Annotated in this window: 18 protein-coding genes; 10 read left to right on the top strand and 8 right to left on the bottom strand. The window is 46.4% G+C overall.

Translation table 11 applies throughout. The features are described 5' to 3' along the window. Positions 1-42: 42 nt before the first annotated feature. The 5 genes from QH73_RS29290 to QH73_RS01410 all read right to left on the bottom strand — a co-directional run bounded on the left by QH73_RS29290 (position 43) and on the right by QH73_RS01410 (position 3,525). On the bottom strand, positions 43-174 hold the full coding sequence (locus tag QH73_RS29290) for a DUF6737 family protein (protein WP_374189005.1): 132 nt from the start codon (positions 172-174) through the stop codon (positions 43-45). Positions 175-185: 11 nt separating this feature from the next. Further along, positions 186-479, bottom strand: a complete 294-nt coding sequence (locus QH73_RS01425) for a (2Fe-2S) ferredoxin domain-containing protein (RefSeq protein WP_132866476.1) — start codon at positions 477-479, stop codon at positions 186-188. A gap of 114 nt (positions 480-593) precedes the next feature. After that, positions 594-1,997 carry an NAD(P)(+) transhydrogenase (Re/Si-specific) subunit beta gene (locus QH73_RS01420; protein WP_039714950.1) on the bottom strand — a complete coding sequence of 468 codons (1,404 nt, stop codon included), beginning with the start codon at positions 1,995-1,997 and terminating at the stop codon, positions 594-596. After that, a complete protein-coding gene (locus QH73_RS01415) occupies positions 1,994-2,287 on the bottom strand; it encodes an NAD(P) transhydrogenase subunit alpha part 2 (protein ID WP_039714949.1) in 294 nt (97 codons plus the stop codon). The genes QH73_RS01420 and QH73_RS01415 overlap by 4 nt, the downstream gene beginning before the upstream one ends. A gap of 68 nt (positions 2,288-2,355) precedes the next feature. After that, complete coding sequence (locus QH73_RS01410; protein WP_039717300.1) at positions 2,356-3,525, bottom strand: Re/Si-specific NAD(P)(+) transhydrogenase subunit alpha; 1,170 nt, start codon at positions 3,523-3,525, stop codon at positions 2,356-2,358. A 761-nt stretch (positions 3,526-4,286) separates the two neighbouring features. Here QH73_RS01410 and QH73_RS01405 point away from each other — a divergent pair. The 9 genes from QH73_RS01405 to QH73_RS01365 all read left to right on the top strand — a co-directional run bounded on the left by QH73_RS01405 (position 4,287) and on the right by QH73_RS01365 (position 10,882). Further along, entirely contained in the window at positions 4,287-4,799 is a 513-nt protein-coding gene (locus QH73_RS01405) for a DUF2808 domain-containing protein (RefSeq protein WP_039714948.1), read from the top strand. A gap of 223 nt (positions 4,800-5,022) precedes the next feature. Then, positions 5,023-5,157, top strand: coding sequence for a 50S ribosomal protein L34 (rpmH, locus tag QH73_RS01400; RefSeq protein WP_132866475.1), 135 nt, complete (start codon positions 5,023-5,025; stop codon positions 5,155-5,157). Positions 5,158-5,224: 67 nt separating this feature from the next. Continuing rightward, entirely contained in the window at positions 5,225-5,641 is a 417-nt protein-coding gene (gene rnpA / locus QH73_RS01395) for a ribonuclease P protein component (RefSeq protein WP_039714947.1), read from the top strand. Next, complete coding sequence (locus QH73_RS01390) at positions 5,628-6,020, top strand: PH domain-containing protein (RefSeq protein WP_039714946.1); 393 nt, start codon at positions 5,628-5,630, stop codon at positions 6,018-6,020. The genes rnpA and QH73_RS01390 overlap by 14 nt, the downstream gene beginning before the upstream one ends. A 168-nt stretch (positions 6,021-6,188) precedes the next feature. Further along, on the top strand, positions 6,189-7,340 hold the full coding sequence (gene yidC / locus QH73_RS01385; protein ID WP_039714945.1) for a membrane protein insertase YidC: 1,152 nt from the start codon (positions 6,189-6,191) through the stop codon (positions 7,338-7,340). Continuing rightward, on the top strand, positions 7,341-7,862 hold the full coding sequence (locus QH73_RS01380) for a Jag family protein (RefSeq protein ID WP_039714944.1): 522 nt from the start codon (positions 7,341-7,343) through the stop codon (positions 7,860-7,862). Positions 7,863-7,937: 75 nt separating this feature from the next. Further along, positions 7,938-8,447: a YceD family protein gene (locus tag QH73_RS01375; protein ID WP_039714943.1), complete on the top strand. Its 510-nt coding sequence runs from the start codon at positions 7,938-7,940 to the stop codon at positions 8,445-8,447. A 141-nt stretch (positions 8,448-8,588) separates the two neighbouring features. Beyond that, positions 8,589-10,103 carry a Ycf46 family AAA ATPase gene (locus tag QH73_RS01370; RefSeq protein ID WP_039714942.1) on the top strand — a complete coding sequence of 505 codons (1,515 nt, stop codon included), beginning with the start codon at positions 8,589-8,591 and terminating at the stop codon, positions 10,101-10,103. Between the two features lie 287 nt (positions 10,104-10,390). Beyond that, entirely contained in the window at positions 10,391-10,882 is a 492-nt protein-coding gene (locus QH73_RS01365; RefSeq protein WP_039714941.1) for an SH3 domain-containing protein, read from the top strand. A 44-nt stretch (positions 10,883-10,926) separates the two neighbouring features. Here QH73_RS01365 and QH73_RS01360 read toward each other — a convergent pair whose 3' ends face one another. From QH73_RS01360 to QH73_RS01350, 3 genes are all read right to left on the bottom strand, one after another. Continuing rightward, positions 10,927-11,382, bottom strand: coding sequence for a Fur family transcriptional regulator (locus tag QH73_RS01360; RefSeq protein WP_015152359.1), 456 nt, complete (start codon positions 11,380-11,382; stop codon positions 10,927-10,929). Positions 11,383-11,626: 244 nt separating this feature from the next. Then, positions 11,627-12,877 (bottom strand): RNA polymerase sigma factor SigC, encoded by a 1,251-nt coding sequence (gene sigC, locus QH73_RS01355; protein ID WP_039714940.1) that lies wholly within the window; start codon positions 12,875-12,877, stop codon positions 11,627-11,629. 440 nt (positions 12,878-13,317) lie between these two features. Further along, complete coding sequence (locus QH73_RS01350) at positions 13,318-14,289, bottom strand: NAD(P)H-dependent glycerol-3-phosphate dehydrogenase (protein WP_052290245.1); 972 nt, start codon at positions 14,287-14,289, stop codon at positions 13,318-13,320. A gap of 259 nt (positions 14,290-14,548) precedes the next feature. Here QH73_RS01350 and QH73_RS01345 point away from each other — a divergent pair, with 259 nt between their 5' ends. Further along, positions 14,549-15,967, top strand: a complete 1,419-nt coding sequence (locus QH73_RS01345) for a CheR family methyltransferase (RefSeq protein WP_039714939.1) — start codon at positions 14,549-14,551, stop codon at positions 15,965-15,967. Positions 15,968-16,110 lie beyond the last annotated feature (143 nt).

Below are 16,110 nucleotides of genomic sequence, written 5' to 3'. Positions count from 1 at the left end.
CTCATGTCGCTCTCTCGGTGCTGTGTACTAGTTATTCGCAGCTTACACCGAGTGAGCTTTTTTACTACCCAACCCACTTTTCAAACACCCTCTAAGGAAAATTGACCAAGGCTGACACCACCAAGGTTTATAATTCCAAACACTGACGGGTTTGCGATTGGGGAGTTGATGCATGTGATTGACTTCTAATGATGAAACTTTTTGTACAGCATAGTCGTGACGGGTTTCCCCTCTCTAAGGTGGCGTTGAGCGATCGCCAAAACTTCATCAGCACGTACCCCGCAATACCAAACCTCTTCTGGTAAGACTAATACCATCGGTCCCATACCGCATTGTCCCAAGCAAGCACTACTGACAACTTCCACCCCTGGCACTAACTGCGCTTGAAATGCTGCTAGCACCTTACGCGCACCTTGCTTGCGACAAGTACGGTTTTGACAAACTAAAACTCGCTGACAATAATCTGATGCATTCTCCATAAATCTAGAAATACACAAACTGTAGGGGCGCACAGCCGTGCGCCCCTACCTGTCATACACGCGATCGAGAATTACTACCGTAGAGCTGGAAACCCAAAACCAAATCTAAAATTTTTACAGATGCTTCACTTCCGATACTAACTTCGCTACGGCATCTTTAGCGCTACCAAAGAACATCATGGTTTTGTCTTTGTAGAACAACTCGTTGTCTACCCCTGCAAAACCCGTACTCATGCCTCGCTTAATCACGATTGTATGCTTTGCCCTGTCTACTTCTAAGATCGGCATTCCATAAATCGGACTTGCAGTATCGTGTCGTGCAGCAGGATTGACAACATCGTTTGCGCCAATCACCAAAGCCACATCAGTTTGATCGAACTGAGGATTGATATCATCCATGTCGTACAACTGCGTGTACGGCACGTTTGCTTCTGCCAACAACACGTTCATGTGTCCCGGCATCCGTCCCGCTACAGGATGAATGGCATATTTGACTTCTACACCCAATCTGTCTAGTTGATCGGCAAGCTCCCGAACGGTGTGCTGTGCTTGGGCTACTGCCATCCCGTAACCAGGAACGATCACTACAGAACGAGCATAACCCAACATCATTGCGGCTTCTTCAGCATCTACAGAACGGGTAGTTTGATCGCCAGCGGCTGCACCACCAGCACCACTAGCCGAGCCACCGCCACCAAAAGCACCAAATAGGACGCTAATCAGGGAGCGGTTCATCGCTTTACACATGATCTCCGTCAGGATCAATCCCGAAGCGCCTACCAAAGCACCAGAAATGATCAGCACGTTGTTCATGACTACGAAACCAGCCGCACCTGCTGCTAAACCAGAAAAGGAGTTCAACAGCGAAATCACCACAGGCATATCGCCACCACCAATGGGGACGACGAACATAACCCCTAGAACCAGGGAAACAGCAACTAATCCCAAAAATACGGGTAAATTAGTCGGATCGACCAACAAAAAGCCGCTACCTACGATGTAACTAATTAGCAGCAGAGCGTTGATTGGTTGCTGCAAGGGAAATGTAATCGGGGAACCACTAATAAGTCCTTGTAGCTTGGCAAAAGCCAGCATACTACCCGTGAAGGTGATGCCACCGATAAAGACATCTAGCAGCATGGAGATATTGGCATCGAGCGGCACTGGTTCAGCAGTTCCCAACAGTCGCCAAAACTCCGCAACTGCCACTAAAGCAGAAGCAGCACCACCTAAACCGTTGAGCAAGCCTACCATTTGAGGCATTTCAGTCATTTGGACTTTGTAAGCCGCGATCGCACCTAACGCCGAACCGATCGCCAAAGCCACTACAATCATTTGATAGTTCAACACCTGCCGATCGAGTAGCGTTGCTACGATCGCCAATAACATCCCGATCGCCGCTAACAGATTACCGTTACGCGCTGTTGCTGGCGAACTTAGTTTTTTCAAACCAATAATAAATAAAGAGGCAGCAACTAAATAAGTCAGCTGAATCCCAGTTGGCAGAAAATCGCTCACGCTTTCACCTCTTTTTTCTTAAACATTTGCAACATGCGATCGGTGACTAAAAAACCACCGACAACGTTAATCGTGGCTAGAATCACGGCAATCAAGCCCAAAATCACTGATAAATTCGATCCTTTGGGACCAGAAACCAGCAAAGCACCGATAACCGCAATCCCTGAAATTGCGTTGGAACCAGACATCAAAGGCGTGTGCAGTGTCGGCGGAACTTTGTTAATTACTTCAAATCCCGCAAAAGATGCCAAAACAAACACGAATAAAGCGGCAATTAAAGCTTCTGTCATTGATTGATTCTCCTATTTGTTGACGGTTGACAGTTAACCGTTAACCGTTAACCGTTAACCGTTAACCGTTAACCGTTAATCGATACTAGTGTTGCCAAGGCTTCCTTTACCCGTGAATTGCGAATTTCTCCAGCGTGGGTAATACAGGCGGCATCGATGATGTCGTCTTCAAAGTTGAGCTGAAGGCTTTTATCTTCCTTGTTAATCATCAATTGCACTAGTGACAGCAGGTTTTTGGCATACAACTGGCTGGCGTGGATGGGTACGGATGAGGGGAGATCGATCGTGCCGATGATAGTGACACCGTTGCGCTGTACGTCTTTTCCTGGCTCCGTGCAAGCACAGTTACCACCTTGTTCTGCGGCTAAATCGACAATTACCGAACCTGGCTTCATCTGCGCTACCATTTCTTCTGTCACGAGAATTGGTGCTTTTCTACCAGGGACTTGTGCGGTGGTAACAACTACGTCTGATAGCTTGACGTGTTCCGCGATCGCTTCCTGGGTGCGCTGTTTTGCTATTTCCGAAACTTCCTTTGCATAGCCGCCAGCAGCTACAGTTTCTTCTTCTAACTGCACTTCAACAAACTTGGCTCCCAAGCTTTGGACTTCTTCTTTCACCGCCGGACGAATATCAAAAGCTTCTACAACTGCTCCCAGTCGTCTTGCAGTGGCGATCGCCTGTAATCCTGCTACTCCCGCACCAATTATGAATACTTTGGCTGGGGCAATTGTCCCCGCCGCTGTGGTTAACATGGGAAAGTACTTGGGTAAAGCTGCCGCTCCAATTAGCACTGCTTTGTAACCCGCGATTGAGGCTTGAGAAGACAAAGCATCCATGCTCTGCGCTCTAGTCGTGCGGGGGATCATCTCCATGCTAAAGGCGGAAATTCGCCGTTCTGCTAGCCGCTTGGCGATCGCAGGTTCTCCCAAGGGATTGAGAAAACTGATGAGGACAGCTCCTTCCCGCAACATTTCCACTTCCGAGCGTCCATCTTCGCGTTCTTGGGGGACTCCTACTTTCAACAGCACGTCTGCTTCCCACCACAGATACCCAGGATCGTTAATTATCTTGGCTCCTGCGGCTTCGTAGGCTGCATCCGAGAAGAAAGCGCGATCGCCAGCTCCCGCTTCTACCCACACCTCTACACCTTGTTTTACCAATCGGGCAACGACATCTGGTACTAGAGCAACCCGACGCTCTCCAACTTCGATTTCTTTTGCCACCGCTATTTTCATGACTTCTCCGTTAACACAACAGCTAAATTCTTCCTCTCGCGCGATCGCAAATCTTTGCACTTTGTTCGCAGTTTTCTCGCGATCGAGTAATACTTAATCCCCTACTCCTCTTTTACCAATCGCAATCTATTTTTGACATCATAGCAATGCAAAAATTGCAGATCTTGCGATCGATCCTCACATTTTTTCGATCTTATGTTGCGCTTCAAAGCTGAGATCTACCTCTTTAACTTCTTTTATGAATTGCCAGACGAAAGTGAATGACTACCTCTGCTGACAAGGCTGCTTTAATCTTTTTTCTTAACATATCAAGCAATTGTAATAGCACCCGATTTAGTCTGCGTTTTATTCGGGTTTTGTCTAGAACTTAAGATAGAACTATGAAATAAAACTTGCTCAAAAGGCATCTTGATGACTGTAGCGTAGACAACTATCAATTGTGTGGCTCAACAACTCAATTTTTATAACAAAAAGTTTATATTTCGTAATTTGTAATTTGTAATTCGTAATTGAGCGATCGGTGACCAGTGACTAGTGACTAGTGGCTAGTGGCTAAAAATGCTCCCTCAGCTCCCTCTAGCTCTCTTCCCCCCGACTCCCGACTCCCGACTCCCTGCTTCCTACTCCCTGACAACTGCAACTAATAACTAACACACAGCGTCTGTAGAGATCGAGCGAGTTCTAGTAAATTAGACTTAGTAACGCACTATTCTTGTTGTGAGGAGTGCGGCTCATTACAATTGTTGTCCGAAGGAGCTTTTATGCGTCGCCTACTTGCCTCGATCGCCGTTTCTGGCTTATTACTAACTGGGTTGCCCCTTGTATCATCCGCTCAGGGTACATCAGGATTTACTCTCTGGAGCGGCGTAAAGCGCGAGAATCAACTCCCCTACAAATTAGACTTTGGCGGACAAACTAGCGGCTGGGATCGCTATCGGTTGAGAATTCCACAGAAGAAGCTGAATTTAGCAGTATCGCAGTTTTCTATTTCCTACCCAGACTATTTTAAAGGTAAATTTGACACCGATCGGATTGAGGTGCGGATCAAGGGTGATAAAGTGCCGTTGCAAGAAGTTGTTTGGGATAAGGAAAATCATAAAGTCGATATTTATCCTAAAGAACCCGTTCCAGCTGGTAGCAGAGTGGAATTGGTCTTCTCGAACGTGAAAAACCCTAGCTCTGGTGGTACTTTCTACTTTAACTGTCAGATTCAAACACCTGGAGACGTACCGCTACTGCGCTATCTGGGAACGTGGATCGTTAGTATCAGTTAACAGTTGTCAGTTAACAGTTATCAGTTATGGTACGGGCGGGTTTAGCAAATAGATTCACAACTGAGGCAATAAATCAGGAATTAAAACCCACCCGTACAGGAGTCATATTATCCTCTCCCCGATCGCCCTTGCCTGTACCCATCAATTTCCGAAGCTTTCATGCTAAAATTTCAGATTGTGACTTTTTTAGCTAAAAATTCCGAATAACTGAGAGAGCAGATTTATGAAACGCACGCTGGAAGGTACTAACCGCAAAAGAAAGAGAACATCTGGGTTTCGCGCTCGGATGCGTACCCCCGACGGACAAAACGTGATTCGATCGCGCAGAAGAAAAGGTCGTCACCGTCTAACCGTTTAAAGTACCAACAGAGGTATCTGATAACTGATAACTGATAACTGATAACTGATAACTGATAACTGGTCATTTGGGTTTATCAAAAGTAAATCGGCTCTCAAGTAGAGAAGACTTTCGCGCCGTATTTCGAGCTGGAATACGGCGCAACGGCGATTGCATGACTTTGAGGGCTTTGCGAATGCAAAATGCCACAACCTCAGTAGCAGACGGAAAGCTAGCCACAGCTAAGCATAATAAAGTAGGTGCGCCTACACGGATCGGTATTTCCATCAGCACAAAAGTGAGTAAAAAAGCAGTCGTTCGCAATCGGATTAAGCGACAACTGCGGGTTGCCTTTCGCTGTCTATTGCCGCGCATTTCACCTGGATGGTTGCTGGTAGTTATCGTTCAACCATCAGCAGCGCGACGGGAGTGCGTAACCAAACAATTTCTGCAAGAATTAGAGCAGTTATTGGTAGCAGCCGAGGTGCTTAATGGGAATTCGTGAAGAAGTTTACTACGAAGGTGGTCCTCATATCGGGGATCTCATTATTAATTTGCTCATCGGGCTGACGCTGATTGGTATCCCCTTGACAGTTGGTGCAATTGTACGGGCATTGTGGTTGCGCTACCGCATCACAAATCGCCGTATTTCCGTGACAGGCGGCTGGATGGGGCGCGATCGCACCGATATCATTTATGCTGAAATTGTCAAAATTGTGAAAGTACCGCGCGGATTCGGTTTATGGGGCGATATGGTACTAACTTTAAGAAACGGTAGCCGTTTAGAAATGCGATCGGTTCCCAAATTCCGCGAACTATACGACTATATCAGCGAAAAGGCAGCCGAAAAAAATCCTCAAGTCAAAACCAAAGCTACAACTTGAGAATATTATGTAAGCAATTAGTAGTTCTCTAATTGGGCAGTTCTCTGTTGTTAGTTATCGATCGCTTGTCATTGGTTAGCAAATGACTGGTGACAAATGACTGATGACTAAAATCGGATAGATTAGATTCAGACGAATGACAAATTATTTCAGGTTGACTTCAAGATAATGGATTTTGGTATAGGGTTTCTTTCCAACAACGTCATGTTGCCGATCCTAGATTTTTTCTACGGGATCGTGCCGAGCTACGGGTTGGCGATCGTAGCCTTGACACTAGTGATTCGCTTTGCGCTCTATCCGCTGAGTGCCGGATCGATTCGGACGATGCGCCGCACGCGAGTTACTCAACCTTTGATGCAAAAGCGCGTCAAAGAGATTCAAGAGCGTTATAAAGACAATCCTGCCAAAATGCAGGAGGAAATGGGCGCTGTTTATAAAGAATTTGGCAATCCATTGGCAGGATGTTTGCCAGTCTTGCTGCAAATGCCCGTACTGTTCGCCTTATTCGCGACGCTGCGCGGATCGCCGTTTTCAGATATCAACTACAACGTCAACCTGCAAGTCTTTCCCCAAGAACAGATCGAACGCATTCAACCGCAGGCTTTTACCACTCCGCCGCAAAACATCTACATTACCGATGGCGTTCACGCTCGCGTTGCGGCGATCTTGCCCAGTGGTAATAAATTGGTGGTCGGGGACAAAACTAAAATTGATTTTCAAACTCCAGAGGGCAAGCCTTTCTCAGCTCTAGCAGCAGAGTATCCCGACACCAATCTCGTCCCCAAATGGAAAGTCACTAAAGGGGAAGAAAGGGTAAAAATTGATGAAAACGGTAATATCGAAGCCCTCCAACCAGGTGATGTGACAATTCAAGCAACAATCCCTGGACTCGCAGCTAACAAGGGCTTTTTATTTATTGATGCCCTCGGCAGAGTCGGCGCTTTTGATGAAGACGGAACGATCCATTGGGATATTGTGGCAATGGTGATTGGTTTTGGTCTAAGTCTCTATCTCAACCAAGTTCTATCCGGTCAAGGTTCTACCTCTAACAATCCCCAACAAGATACAGTCAACAAGATCACCCCAATTATTTTCTCAGGGATGTTTTTGTTCTTCCCGCTACCTGCTGGCGTGTTGATGTACATGCTGATTGCGAATATATTCCAAACACTCCAAACATACATCGTCTCTCGCGAACCCCTGCCAGAAAACTTACAAAAGCTTGTCGAAGCAGCAGATGCTAAAGCAGGAGACGATGCAGGTCGTCAGTCGCTTCCCTTTGAACCAGGGCGGAAGAAGAAAGAGAAACCTTCAGGCTAAATCATGAGTGACGAGCAGATCGGGCAGCGGGGTCAGCAGTGGCTAGAGCAACTCCTGCAACTGTCAGGAGTCTCTACTCAAGTTACAGCTAAACTGCAAACCCCAAAAACAGAAAATAGCGATCCAGAAGAACACGATAGTTATTGGCTGACAATCGAGCAGAGTAGTCTACTACCAGAGCAAGTCCAAGCTTTGATTGGTGCGGAAGGTTCGGTTCTAGATGCCATTCAGTATCTTGCTAATGCCACCCTGAATTTAAACCAACCTCAGGAACGGCAAGCCGCTTATATAATTGAGTTGGATGGCTATCGCTTGCGGCGACAAGCAGAAATTCAAGCGATCGCCACCTCAGCTATAGAACAAGTCCGTACCACAGGACAAGAGGTGGAGATCAAATCTCTTTCGTCCGCTGAAAGGAGGCAAATTCATACTTTTTTGAAGGATTTTTCCGATTTAGAAAGTTTCAGTCGTGGCAAAGAACCGCATCGTCAGTTGGTGATTCGCACGATCGGCAGTAGCTAGACTGGAAATGAATTCGGAATTCGGAATTCGGAATTGAGAATTTGAGATTATTTAATTTATAAGTTGGCAAGTCCTATGGAGGCTATTTACATTCCTCATCTGACCACAGCACCGCAAAAAACTAGGGTCATCGAGGTTGATGAGTTCTTACCCGATCTAGACACCCTAACTCCGGTGCGCGGTCAGGTGCGCGTGCAACACGGTGGCAATTACCTAGAGGTTTCAGCTCAGGTAGAAACCATCGTTACCTTGACTTGCCATCGCTGTTTACAACAATACAACCATCGCCTGAAAGTAGAAGCTTCAGAAATTATTTGGCTAGATCCAGAAGCAGGTAAAGAAGAAACTGCGATCGAGTTGGAAGTTGCATTTGAAGATCTGGTCGAAACTTTACAGCCTACAGGTCATTTCGATCCTGGGGAGTGGTTGTACCAGCAATTATGTCTAGCCATGCCTCAGCGTCAGTTGTGCGACAATTTGTGTCAGGGTATTCAACTATCGCCGCAGCCAGAAGAACCGTCAGAACTATCGAGCGATCGCCGCTGGGCATCTTTAGAATCCCTAAAAAATCACCTGTCTAATTAGGGACAAGAGTTTTGTAGGATATGAGACAAGGAGAATAGGAGGACAAGGAGGACAAGGGAGACAAGGGGGAGGATTTACCACTCCCGACTCCCAACTCCCGACTCCCGACTCCCCCCAACTCCCTCACCCCTCATCCCTCATATGAGCTTCCGCGAAGAGTTTGCACTGTTGCTACGCGCTCGCTACCCGATCGTCTACATTCCTACCTATGAGGAAGAACGAGCGGAAGTAGCGATTCGGGAAGAAGCCCGCATTCAAGGAAATCGCGCTGTCTATACTTGGGATTTTGTCGATGGCTACCAGGGTAATCCTAACGATGCTGGTTTCGGTCGTCGCAATCCTTTACAAGCTCTAGAATTTGTCGAGAAACTGCCCGCTTCGGCTCCGGCAGTTTTTATTTTGCGTGATTTTCATCGCTTTTTAGAAGATGTTTCCGTGTCACGTAAACTCCGCAATTTAGCGCGGGTACTCAAATCGCAGCCGAAAAATATCGTCTTGCTGTCGCCACGAATCGTCACTACGGAAGAATTGGGTGAAGTTTTAACCATTTTAGAATTTCCCCTACCCGCTGCCGCTGAGATTAAGTTGGAGGTAGAACGCCTTTTGGCAGCCACAGGGCAATCTTTAGAAGCTAAAACGGTAGATGAACTCGTGCGTTCGTGCCAAGGATTATCCATCGAACGGATTCGGCGAGTATTAGCAAGAGCGATCGCCTCTCACGGAGAGATTCAACCGGAAGATGTCGAATTGGTTTTGGAAGAAAAGCGTCAGACCATTCGCCAAACTCAAATTCTTGACTTTTACCCTGCCACTGAAAAAATTTCGGATATTGGCGGTTTAGACAATCTCAAAGATTGGTTGTTGCGCCGGGGTGGGGCATTTAGCGAACGCGCTAGGGCATACGGTTTACCTCATCCACGCGGACTCATGTTAGTCGGAATTCAGGGAACGGGTAAATCGCTAACAGCTAAGGCGATCGCCCATCACTGGCACTTACCTTTGTTACGCTTGGACGTGGGGCGATTATTCGGTGGTTTGGTCGGAGAATCGGAATCTCGCACCCGACAAATGATTCAAGTCGCAGAAGCCCTATCTCCCTGTATTCTTTGGGTAGATGAGATCGATAAAGCTTTTGCCGGGTTGGGCGCAAAAGGCGATGCTGGCACGACTAGCCGCGTTTTCGGGACATTCATAACCTGGTTGGCAGAAAAAATTTCTCCCGTGTTTGTCGTTGCTACTGCCAACGATATTCATGCTTTACCACCCGAGATGTTGCGTAAAGGCAGATTCGACGAAATCTTTTTTGTTGGTTTACCGATTCAGGATGAACGCAAAGCAATTTTCACCGTCCATTTATCTCGCCTGCGATCGCACAATCTCAAAAGTTACGATCTCGATCGCCTTGCCTACGAAACTCCTGATTTTTCTGGGGCAGAAATCGAGCAAACAATCGTGGAAGCCATGCATATCGGCTTCAGTCAAAATCGAGACTTTACTACTGACGACATTTTAGAGGCGGCGAGTCAAATCATTCCCCTTGCCCGTACTGCCCAAGAACAAATTCAGTTTTTGCAAGATTGGGCAGCAGCTGGAAAAGCTCGCCTTGCCTCCAAACACAGCAGCCTGAGCAACCGAATTCAGCGGCAATTACAGTAGAACAGTTATCAGTTATCAGTTATCAGCGACCAGTGACCAGAAACTAGTTATCGCATGTCACATCCACACCCTTACACCCTACACCCTACATCCGCCGACGCACCACGCATACTCGCGCACCACGCGCCACTCTCTTACTGTCTTCACGCAGTGTAGCGCAGCGTCTACTGTCAACTATTAACCGTTAACTAACGACCAGCGACCAATCATTAAAAAATCTACTACATTCAGACGATTGTGTTAGGATTCGTGCTGTAGTAATTATGGGACAATACTAAGGTATCGCCATGACTTTGGCAGGAGTAGCTAAATTTGTCCTGGGTATTGGCTTAGCGATCGCGATCCTGATTGGTGGTAGCGCCGCAGTTGCCTTGTACTTTATGTATAGAGTGACGACACATCCACCTAAGCCGACTTTCGCTAACGAAGTCACCCAAAAACCAAAAGCTGCACCTGCTCCAGAAAAGCAAGTACAGCCAGAAATGTCTAATCCCGCTCGCGCCGCTCGTGCCGAATCTACAAGCGAGGAAGCGGATTCTGAAACTAATTCTACCGAGCCTCTAGCGCCAGGAACCTATAGAGCTAGGGTGTCTTGGGAAAAAGGCTTAAGTCTCCGTGCCGAGCCTGGAGCGGGTGCTGAACGCATCGGCGGGTTGGAATACAATCAACAGATTGTCGTTTTAGAAGAAAGTCCAGATAAAAATTGGCAAAGAGTTCGCTTATCGGATAGCGATCGCGAAGGCTGGATCAAAGCAGGTAACATCGAGAAAATAGAGTGAACAGTTATCAGTCAACCGTCAGCCAACTACCAACTACCAAGAGCCTAAATGGGCAACAACGCTCTTTGACAAGAAGGACAAACAGCATGAATTGTTAGTTGGCAATCAAGCAAATGATACCCTTCCTTTTCAGCTGTTTTTGAGCCAATTTTTAAGATGGAATCGTTTTTAAACTCGATTGTTTTATTGCACCTAACACAAATTAAATGGTGATGGTGGTGAGGATAGGGCTGATTGATCTCGTAATGTTTATGTCCCTCGCCTAACTCCAACTCACGCAGAATTCCCATCCGCGCCATTAACTTTAGAGTGCGATAAATAGTTGACAGACTGATTCCTGCTGTTTGAGTTTCTAGTTGTTGGTAAAGCTCTTCCGCACTTAGATGTTTTCCTCTAGGCAGTTCTTGAAAAACCTGTAGGATCGTTTCGCGCTGCGGTGTGAGTCGCCAACCCCGCTCGTTGAGTTCTGCCTTAAGTGAGGTAGCTGAGTATGCAGTCATAACCACCTTTTTAAGCAAGCTTAATAATTGATAAGTATAGTCAATTATTGCTTGAAGTGTCAACAAGCTATGACTATTGAGAATGATTTTTAAGAAAAGAGAGGCGTAGTTTACAGATAATAAAAATCTTCTGGCTAAAAAATAGGCAGAAGAGGTGAAGAATGAAGAATGAAAGTGAATCTAACTAGGTTGTAAAAAACACGGTCACGATCCTTCACCCTATCGATGTTGTTAGCTCAAATTGTTAGCTCAAGGACTCTAAGTAATCCCGCACGCGGTTACGTCGTTTGGGTTGTCGTAGCTTTTGTAGTGCTTTAGATTCAATTTGGCGCACTCTTTCCCGCGATAAGTCTAAAGCGCGTCCAATCTCGGCTAGAGAGTAACAGTGTCCGTCTCCCAATCCAAAGCGCATCAAAATCACATCTCGTTCGCGATCGGTCAAATCTGCTAGGAGTTGCTGTAAATCTCGATGGAGAGCTTCACGCATGAGCAACTCTTCAGGGGAAATACTGTCGTTTTCGAGTAAATCTCCTAACTCGGTATCTTTTTCCTTCCCAACTTTTGTCTCCAAAGATACGGAACGAGGAACTCTCAGTAGTACTTCCCGCACCTGAGGCGCAGTCATCTCCAATTCGAGCGCAATATCTTCGATCGTAGGGGTGCGACCTTTTTCTTGTGCTAGTTTGCGCTGAGCTTTCTTGATTTTATTCAGTTTTTCGGTAATGTGAACTGGAAGGCGGATAGTACGGCTTTGGGTAGCGATCGCGCGGGTAATACCTTGACGAATCCACCAATAAGCGTAGGTGCTGAAGCGATAACCTTTCGTGGGATCGAACTTTTCTACCGCTCTTTCTAACCCTAGAGTTCCTTCTTGAACCAGATCCAGCAGTTCCAAACCGCGATTTTGATACTTTTTCGCAACTGAAACCACCAGGCGTAAATTCGCCTTGATCATGTGTTCTTTGGCATGAATACCTTCGTTTTGAATTTGCTCTAGTTCTTCAACGGTGATTTTGGCAATTTCAGCCCAACGGCGCTTTCCAACTGCCAAAGCGGGTTTGAGTTCCATCACGGATATACCAGCGCTAGCAGCCCATCGTTCTAAAGAGGGGCGGTGTCCTAGTTCGGAAGTCAGTCGCTCTTGGGCTTCAATTAGGGTGATGTATGTCTTGATAATCGAGTCGTCCTTTGCTGCATGACTGACGCACAGCGCCCGCATTCGCAAATAACGCTGCACTTTTTGAGCTTCGGAAACTTCTTCATCTCTTTCTAGCAGGTGGACGCGACCGATCTCTTGCAGGTATAAACGAACTAGGTCTGTAGTCCGACGGGTAACGCCAGGTTGTAGGCTCTCCCGATCGTTAGAGTCAATATCCAAAGTCAGTAGGTCATCCACGCCTAGATCGGTGTCATCTTCTGCGTAATCTGACCGAAAGCGTTGGGGTACTGATTGGGGTTCGTAAGCTGCGTCCGCGTAAAAAGATAGTGCTTGCATAGGGGTTATCTCAACTGCTCCAGGTGACAATAGACTTCACTCGGTTGCTTCTTGTTGCTGATGCTATTGTTCCCAGCGATCTTGGCGAACTAACATCTTGCTGCTAGATTTACGAGGAAACTTGACGATCGCGCCCGCTAACTTCAGGAATAACTCCAAGTTTTCTAGTGAATTCGAGTACGAACTGATACTTATATGGATGTTAGGATTGCGGAAACTTAAAGCAGCAATTCGGGATTAATAGATGATTTCTAAGCTGGAAAGTTTTACTAAATAAGCGTTTCAAGCATAAAGGTGGTTTGAGATAAATGTGTGCGATCGCACCCCAGTGTAAACTACAGTTTTTGCCTGAGAAATTTCGGAGAATCAGCCACGATCGTGTAAAGTTTTATGAAATTTGTGTGGATTTACGTAGGAGCGATTTGGTCGAACCATCACCTCTACAATAATTCCGATTTGAGGTCGCGCAGCATCAGTGCTTCCAGCGCTTGCTTGGGTGTAATTTCCGCTTGCAGGAGACGATAAACTTCAGCCGTAATTGGCATATAGATGTCTTGCTGGCGAGCGCGTTGCATGAGTACCTGAGTCGTATTCACGCCTTCAGCCGTTCCTTCTAGGTGAGCGAGAATTGCGGACAGAGTTTTACCTTGGGCGAGTTGATATCCAACTTGGTAATTACGACTGAGGGGACTGTTACAAGTTGCCAGCAGATCGCCCAAACCAGATAGACCGTAAAAAGTTTCTGTTTTTGCTCCCCAGCTGTTGCCGATACGGATAATTTCCGTCAATCCACGGGTGACGAGTGCAGCTTTGGCATTTGTACCTAAGTGTAAACCATCGCAAACACCCGCCGCGATCGCCATCACATTTTTCAACGTCCCCCCCAACTCTACGCCTAAAGGATCGGAATTGGTATAAACGCGGAACTGCGGTGAGGAAAAGACTGCTTGCACTGCTACTGCGGCGTTGTCGTCAGTACTACCAGCGACAGTTGCAGCGGGTAATCCTTGTTGAATTTCCTTAGCTAAATTAGGACCGCACAGTACAACTACCGAGCGATCGGGAAAAGCCGCCTGCCAAATCTGAGCTGGGGTGAGAGTTGTGACAGGATCGAGTCCTTTGGTTGCCGTGACAAAAATTGTTGCGGGTAAAAGAGGTAAAGTCTGAATTTCTCGAACGACTGTTGCTACACCCTGCATTGAGACAGCAGAAACAACTACATCCGCACGTTCGATCTCGCTAGGTGAAATTGCCCCATCGCGCCGCGATCGCACTTGCACGCGATGACCGTTAGCTGCTGCGAGCGATGCTAATGTCGTTCCCCAAGCCCCAGCACCGAGAACCACCACTGACTTTGGATTTTGGGTTGAGTGTTGGCGATCGCTCGCGAGAGACTGGGATTTTGGATGAATCACGAACCTAAAATCTCAATTATGACTCAATTTTTAGAGCTGATTTTACCTGAGAGTCTCGCTCTCTAGTCTAGGTTAACTCGATCGATCCGCCCCAGTCTATTGAAGATAACGAAAGAAAACTGGTAGAGCGACACAATGTCAGTAGCATAGAGACACCATACTCGGTCGAACTCCACAATGGCTACTTTCGCTGAAATCGCAATAAGTTTTGTGTTCGGAATTTTCAGCTACGAAGTATAGACTATAGAATTTTTTAATGAAGCCCCCTCAACTCGATCGAGATTTTGAAGCGTTATTAGACTACCTCAAACATAACCAAGGTTGTGACTTGACGGGCTACAAACGCCCTACCTTAATGCGGCGTTTCTCTTGCCGAATGCAGCAGCTGCACATCGATCGCTATCAAGACTACTTACAGTATTTGCAAAGTCATTCTCAAGAGTGGATTGAGCTTTTAGACTCCATACTCATTAACGTTACTAGTTTCTTTCGCGATCGCGAAGCTTGGGATTATCTAGCCAGCGAGATCGTGCCTAAAATTATTGCTAGCAAACAGCCTGACGAACCGATTCGCGTTTGGAGTGCGGGCTGTGCTTCTGGGCAAGAAGTTTACAGCTTACTCATTTTGTTTGCAGAAGCTTTGGGAATTGAGTCGTGTTTGCAGCGAGTTCAACTCTATGCTACTGATGTGGATAAAGTTGCCCTTCAACAAGCACGGCAAGCGGTCTATCTCGCAAATGAAGTGAAAGGACTTGCTCCAGATTTGCTTGAGAAATACTTTGAGCCAACCGAGCAAGGCTATGCTTTCGATCGCAGACTTCGCCGCAAGGTCATCTGCGGTCGCCATAACCTAGCTGAAGATGCACCGATGTCCAAAATCGATTTGCTGGCGTGCCGTAATACCCTCATGTATTTCAATTCAGATATCCAAGCAAGCGTTCTGGTTCGCTTTCATTTTGCGCTAAAAAACAACGGCTTTCTCTTTCTAGGTAAGCATGAAACACTGACTGCTCAAAGACCGATTTTCACGCTAGTAAACATAAAGCATCGCATTTATGCGAAAGGACTACATTTGGAGTTAGGCGATTGCCTCTCAATCAATCCTAAGTCGCGCCCAAAAGAAACCAGCGATTCATCGGTCTCCCAACTGTGCTTTTGGCGAGCCGCATTTGAGACAAGTCCTTTTGCTCAGCTATCGGTCGATTTGAATAATCGTTTGGTTGCTGCCAACGAACAGGCAAACTTTTTATTTAGATTAACGCTCGACGATGCCAACCTTCCTTTTTCAGAACTTGCACCTGGGAAATTAGTGAGTTCCCATATTACAATTGGCAAATTCTACTGCGATCGCCATCCAGTTAATTTGAAAAATATGAAGCAGACAACTTCAGAAGGAACAAAATATCTCGATATTTTTATCGTACCCGTCTTCAGTACAAATAATAATAATTTGCTGGGAGTTAACTTGACGTTCATCGATGTTAGCGATCGCCAACAGCTCGTAGAAAAACTGGAATACAAATCTTTGGAATTAGCCAGAGTTTTGGAAACCTGCCAGGAAACAAAAACGGCACTTGATACAACTCGCATCGAGCTTGACGAGACTCAAAAAGAATTAGAAGCCTTACATCAAGAAATACAATTTCTCGAAAGAGATATGCAACTTAGAAATTGATGGCAATTGCGATCGCTCCGCCTGTCTTCATATCTTAAATTAGGGGAATGATACGTCTCCGAGGTAGGTCTCGAACGCGCGATCTAGCGCCTTAGGAGGCGCTATTTATCATAATCAATCTACAGGCATTCTAGCCTAGAAAA

Source organism: Scytonema millei VB511283 (assembly GCF_000817735.3).
GTDB classification, from domain to species: domain Bacteria; phylum Cyanobacteriota; class Cyanobacteriia; order Cyanobacteriales; family Chroococcidiopsidaceae; genus Chroococcidiopsis; species Chroococcidiopsis millei_B.
Note: the sequence above shows the minus strand (reverse complement) of the source record. Positions and strands in the feature narration are given on the sequence as shown.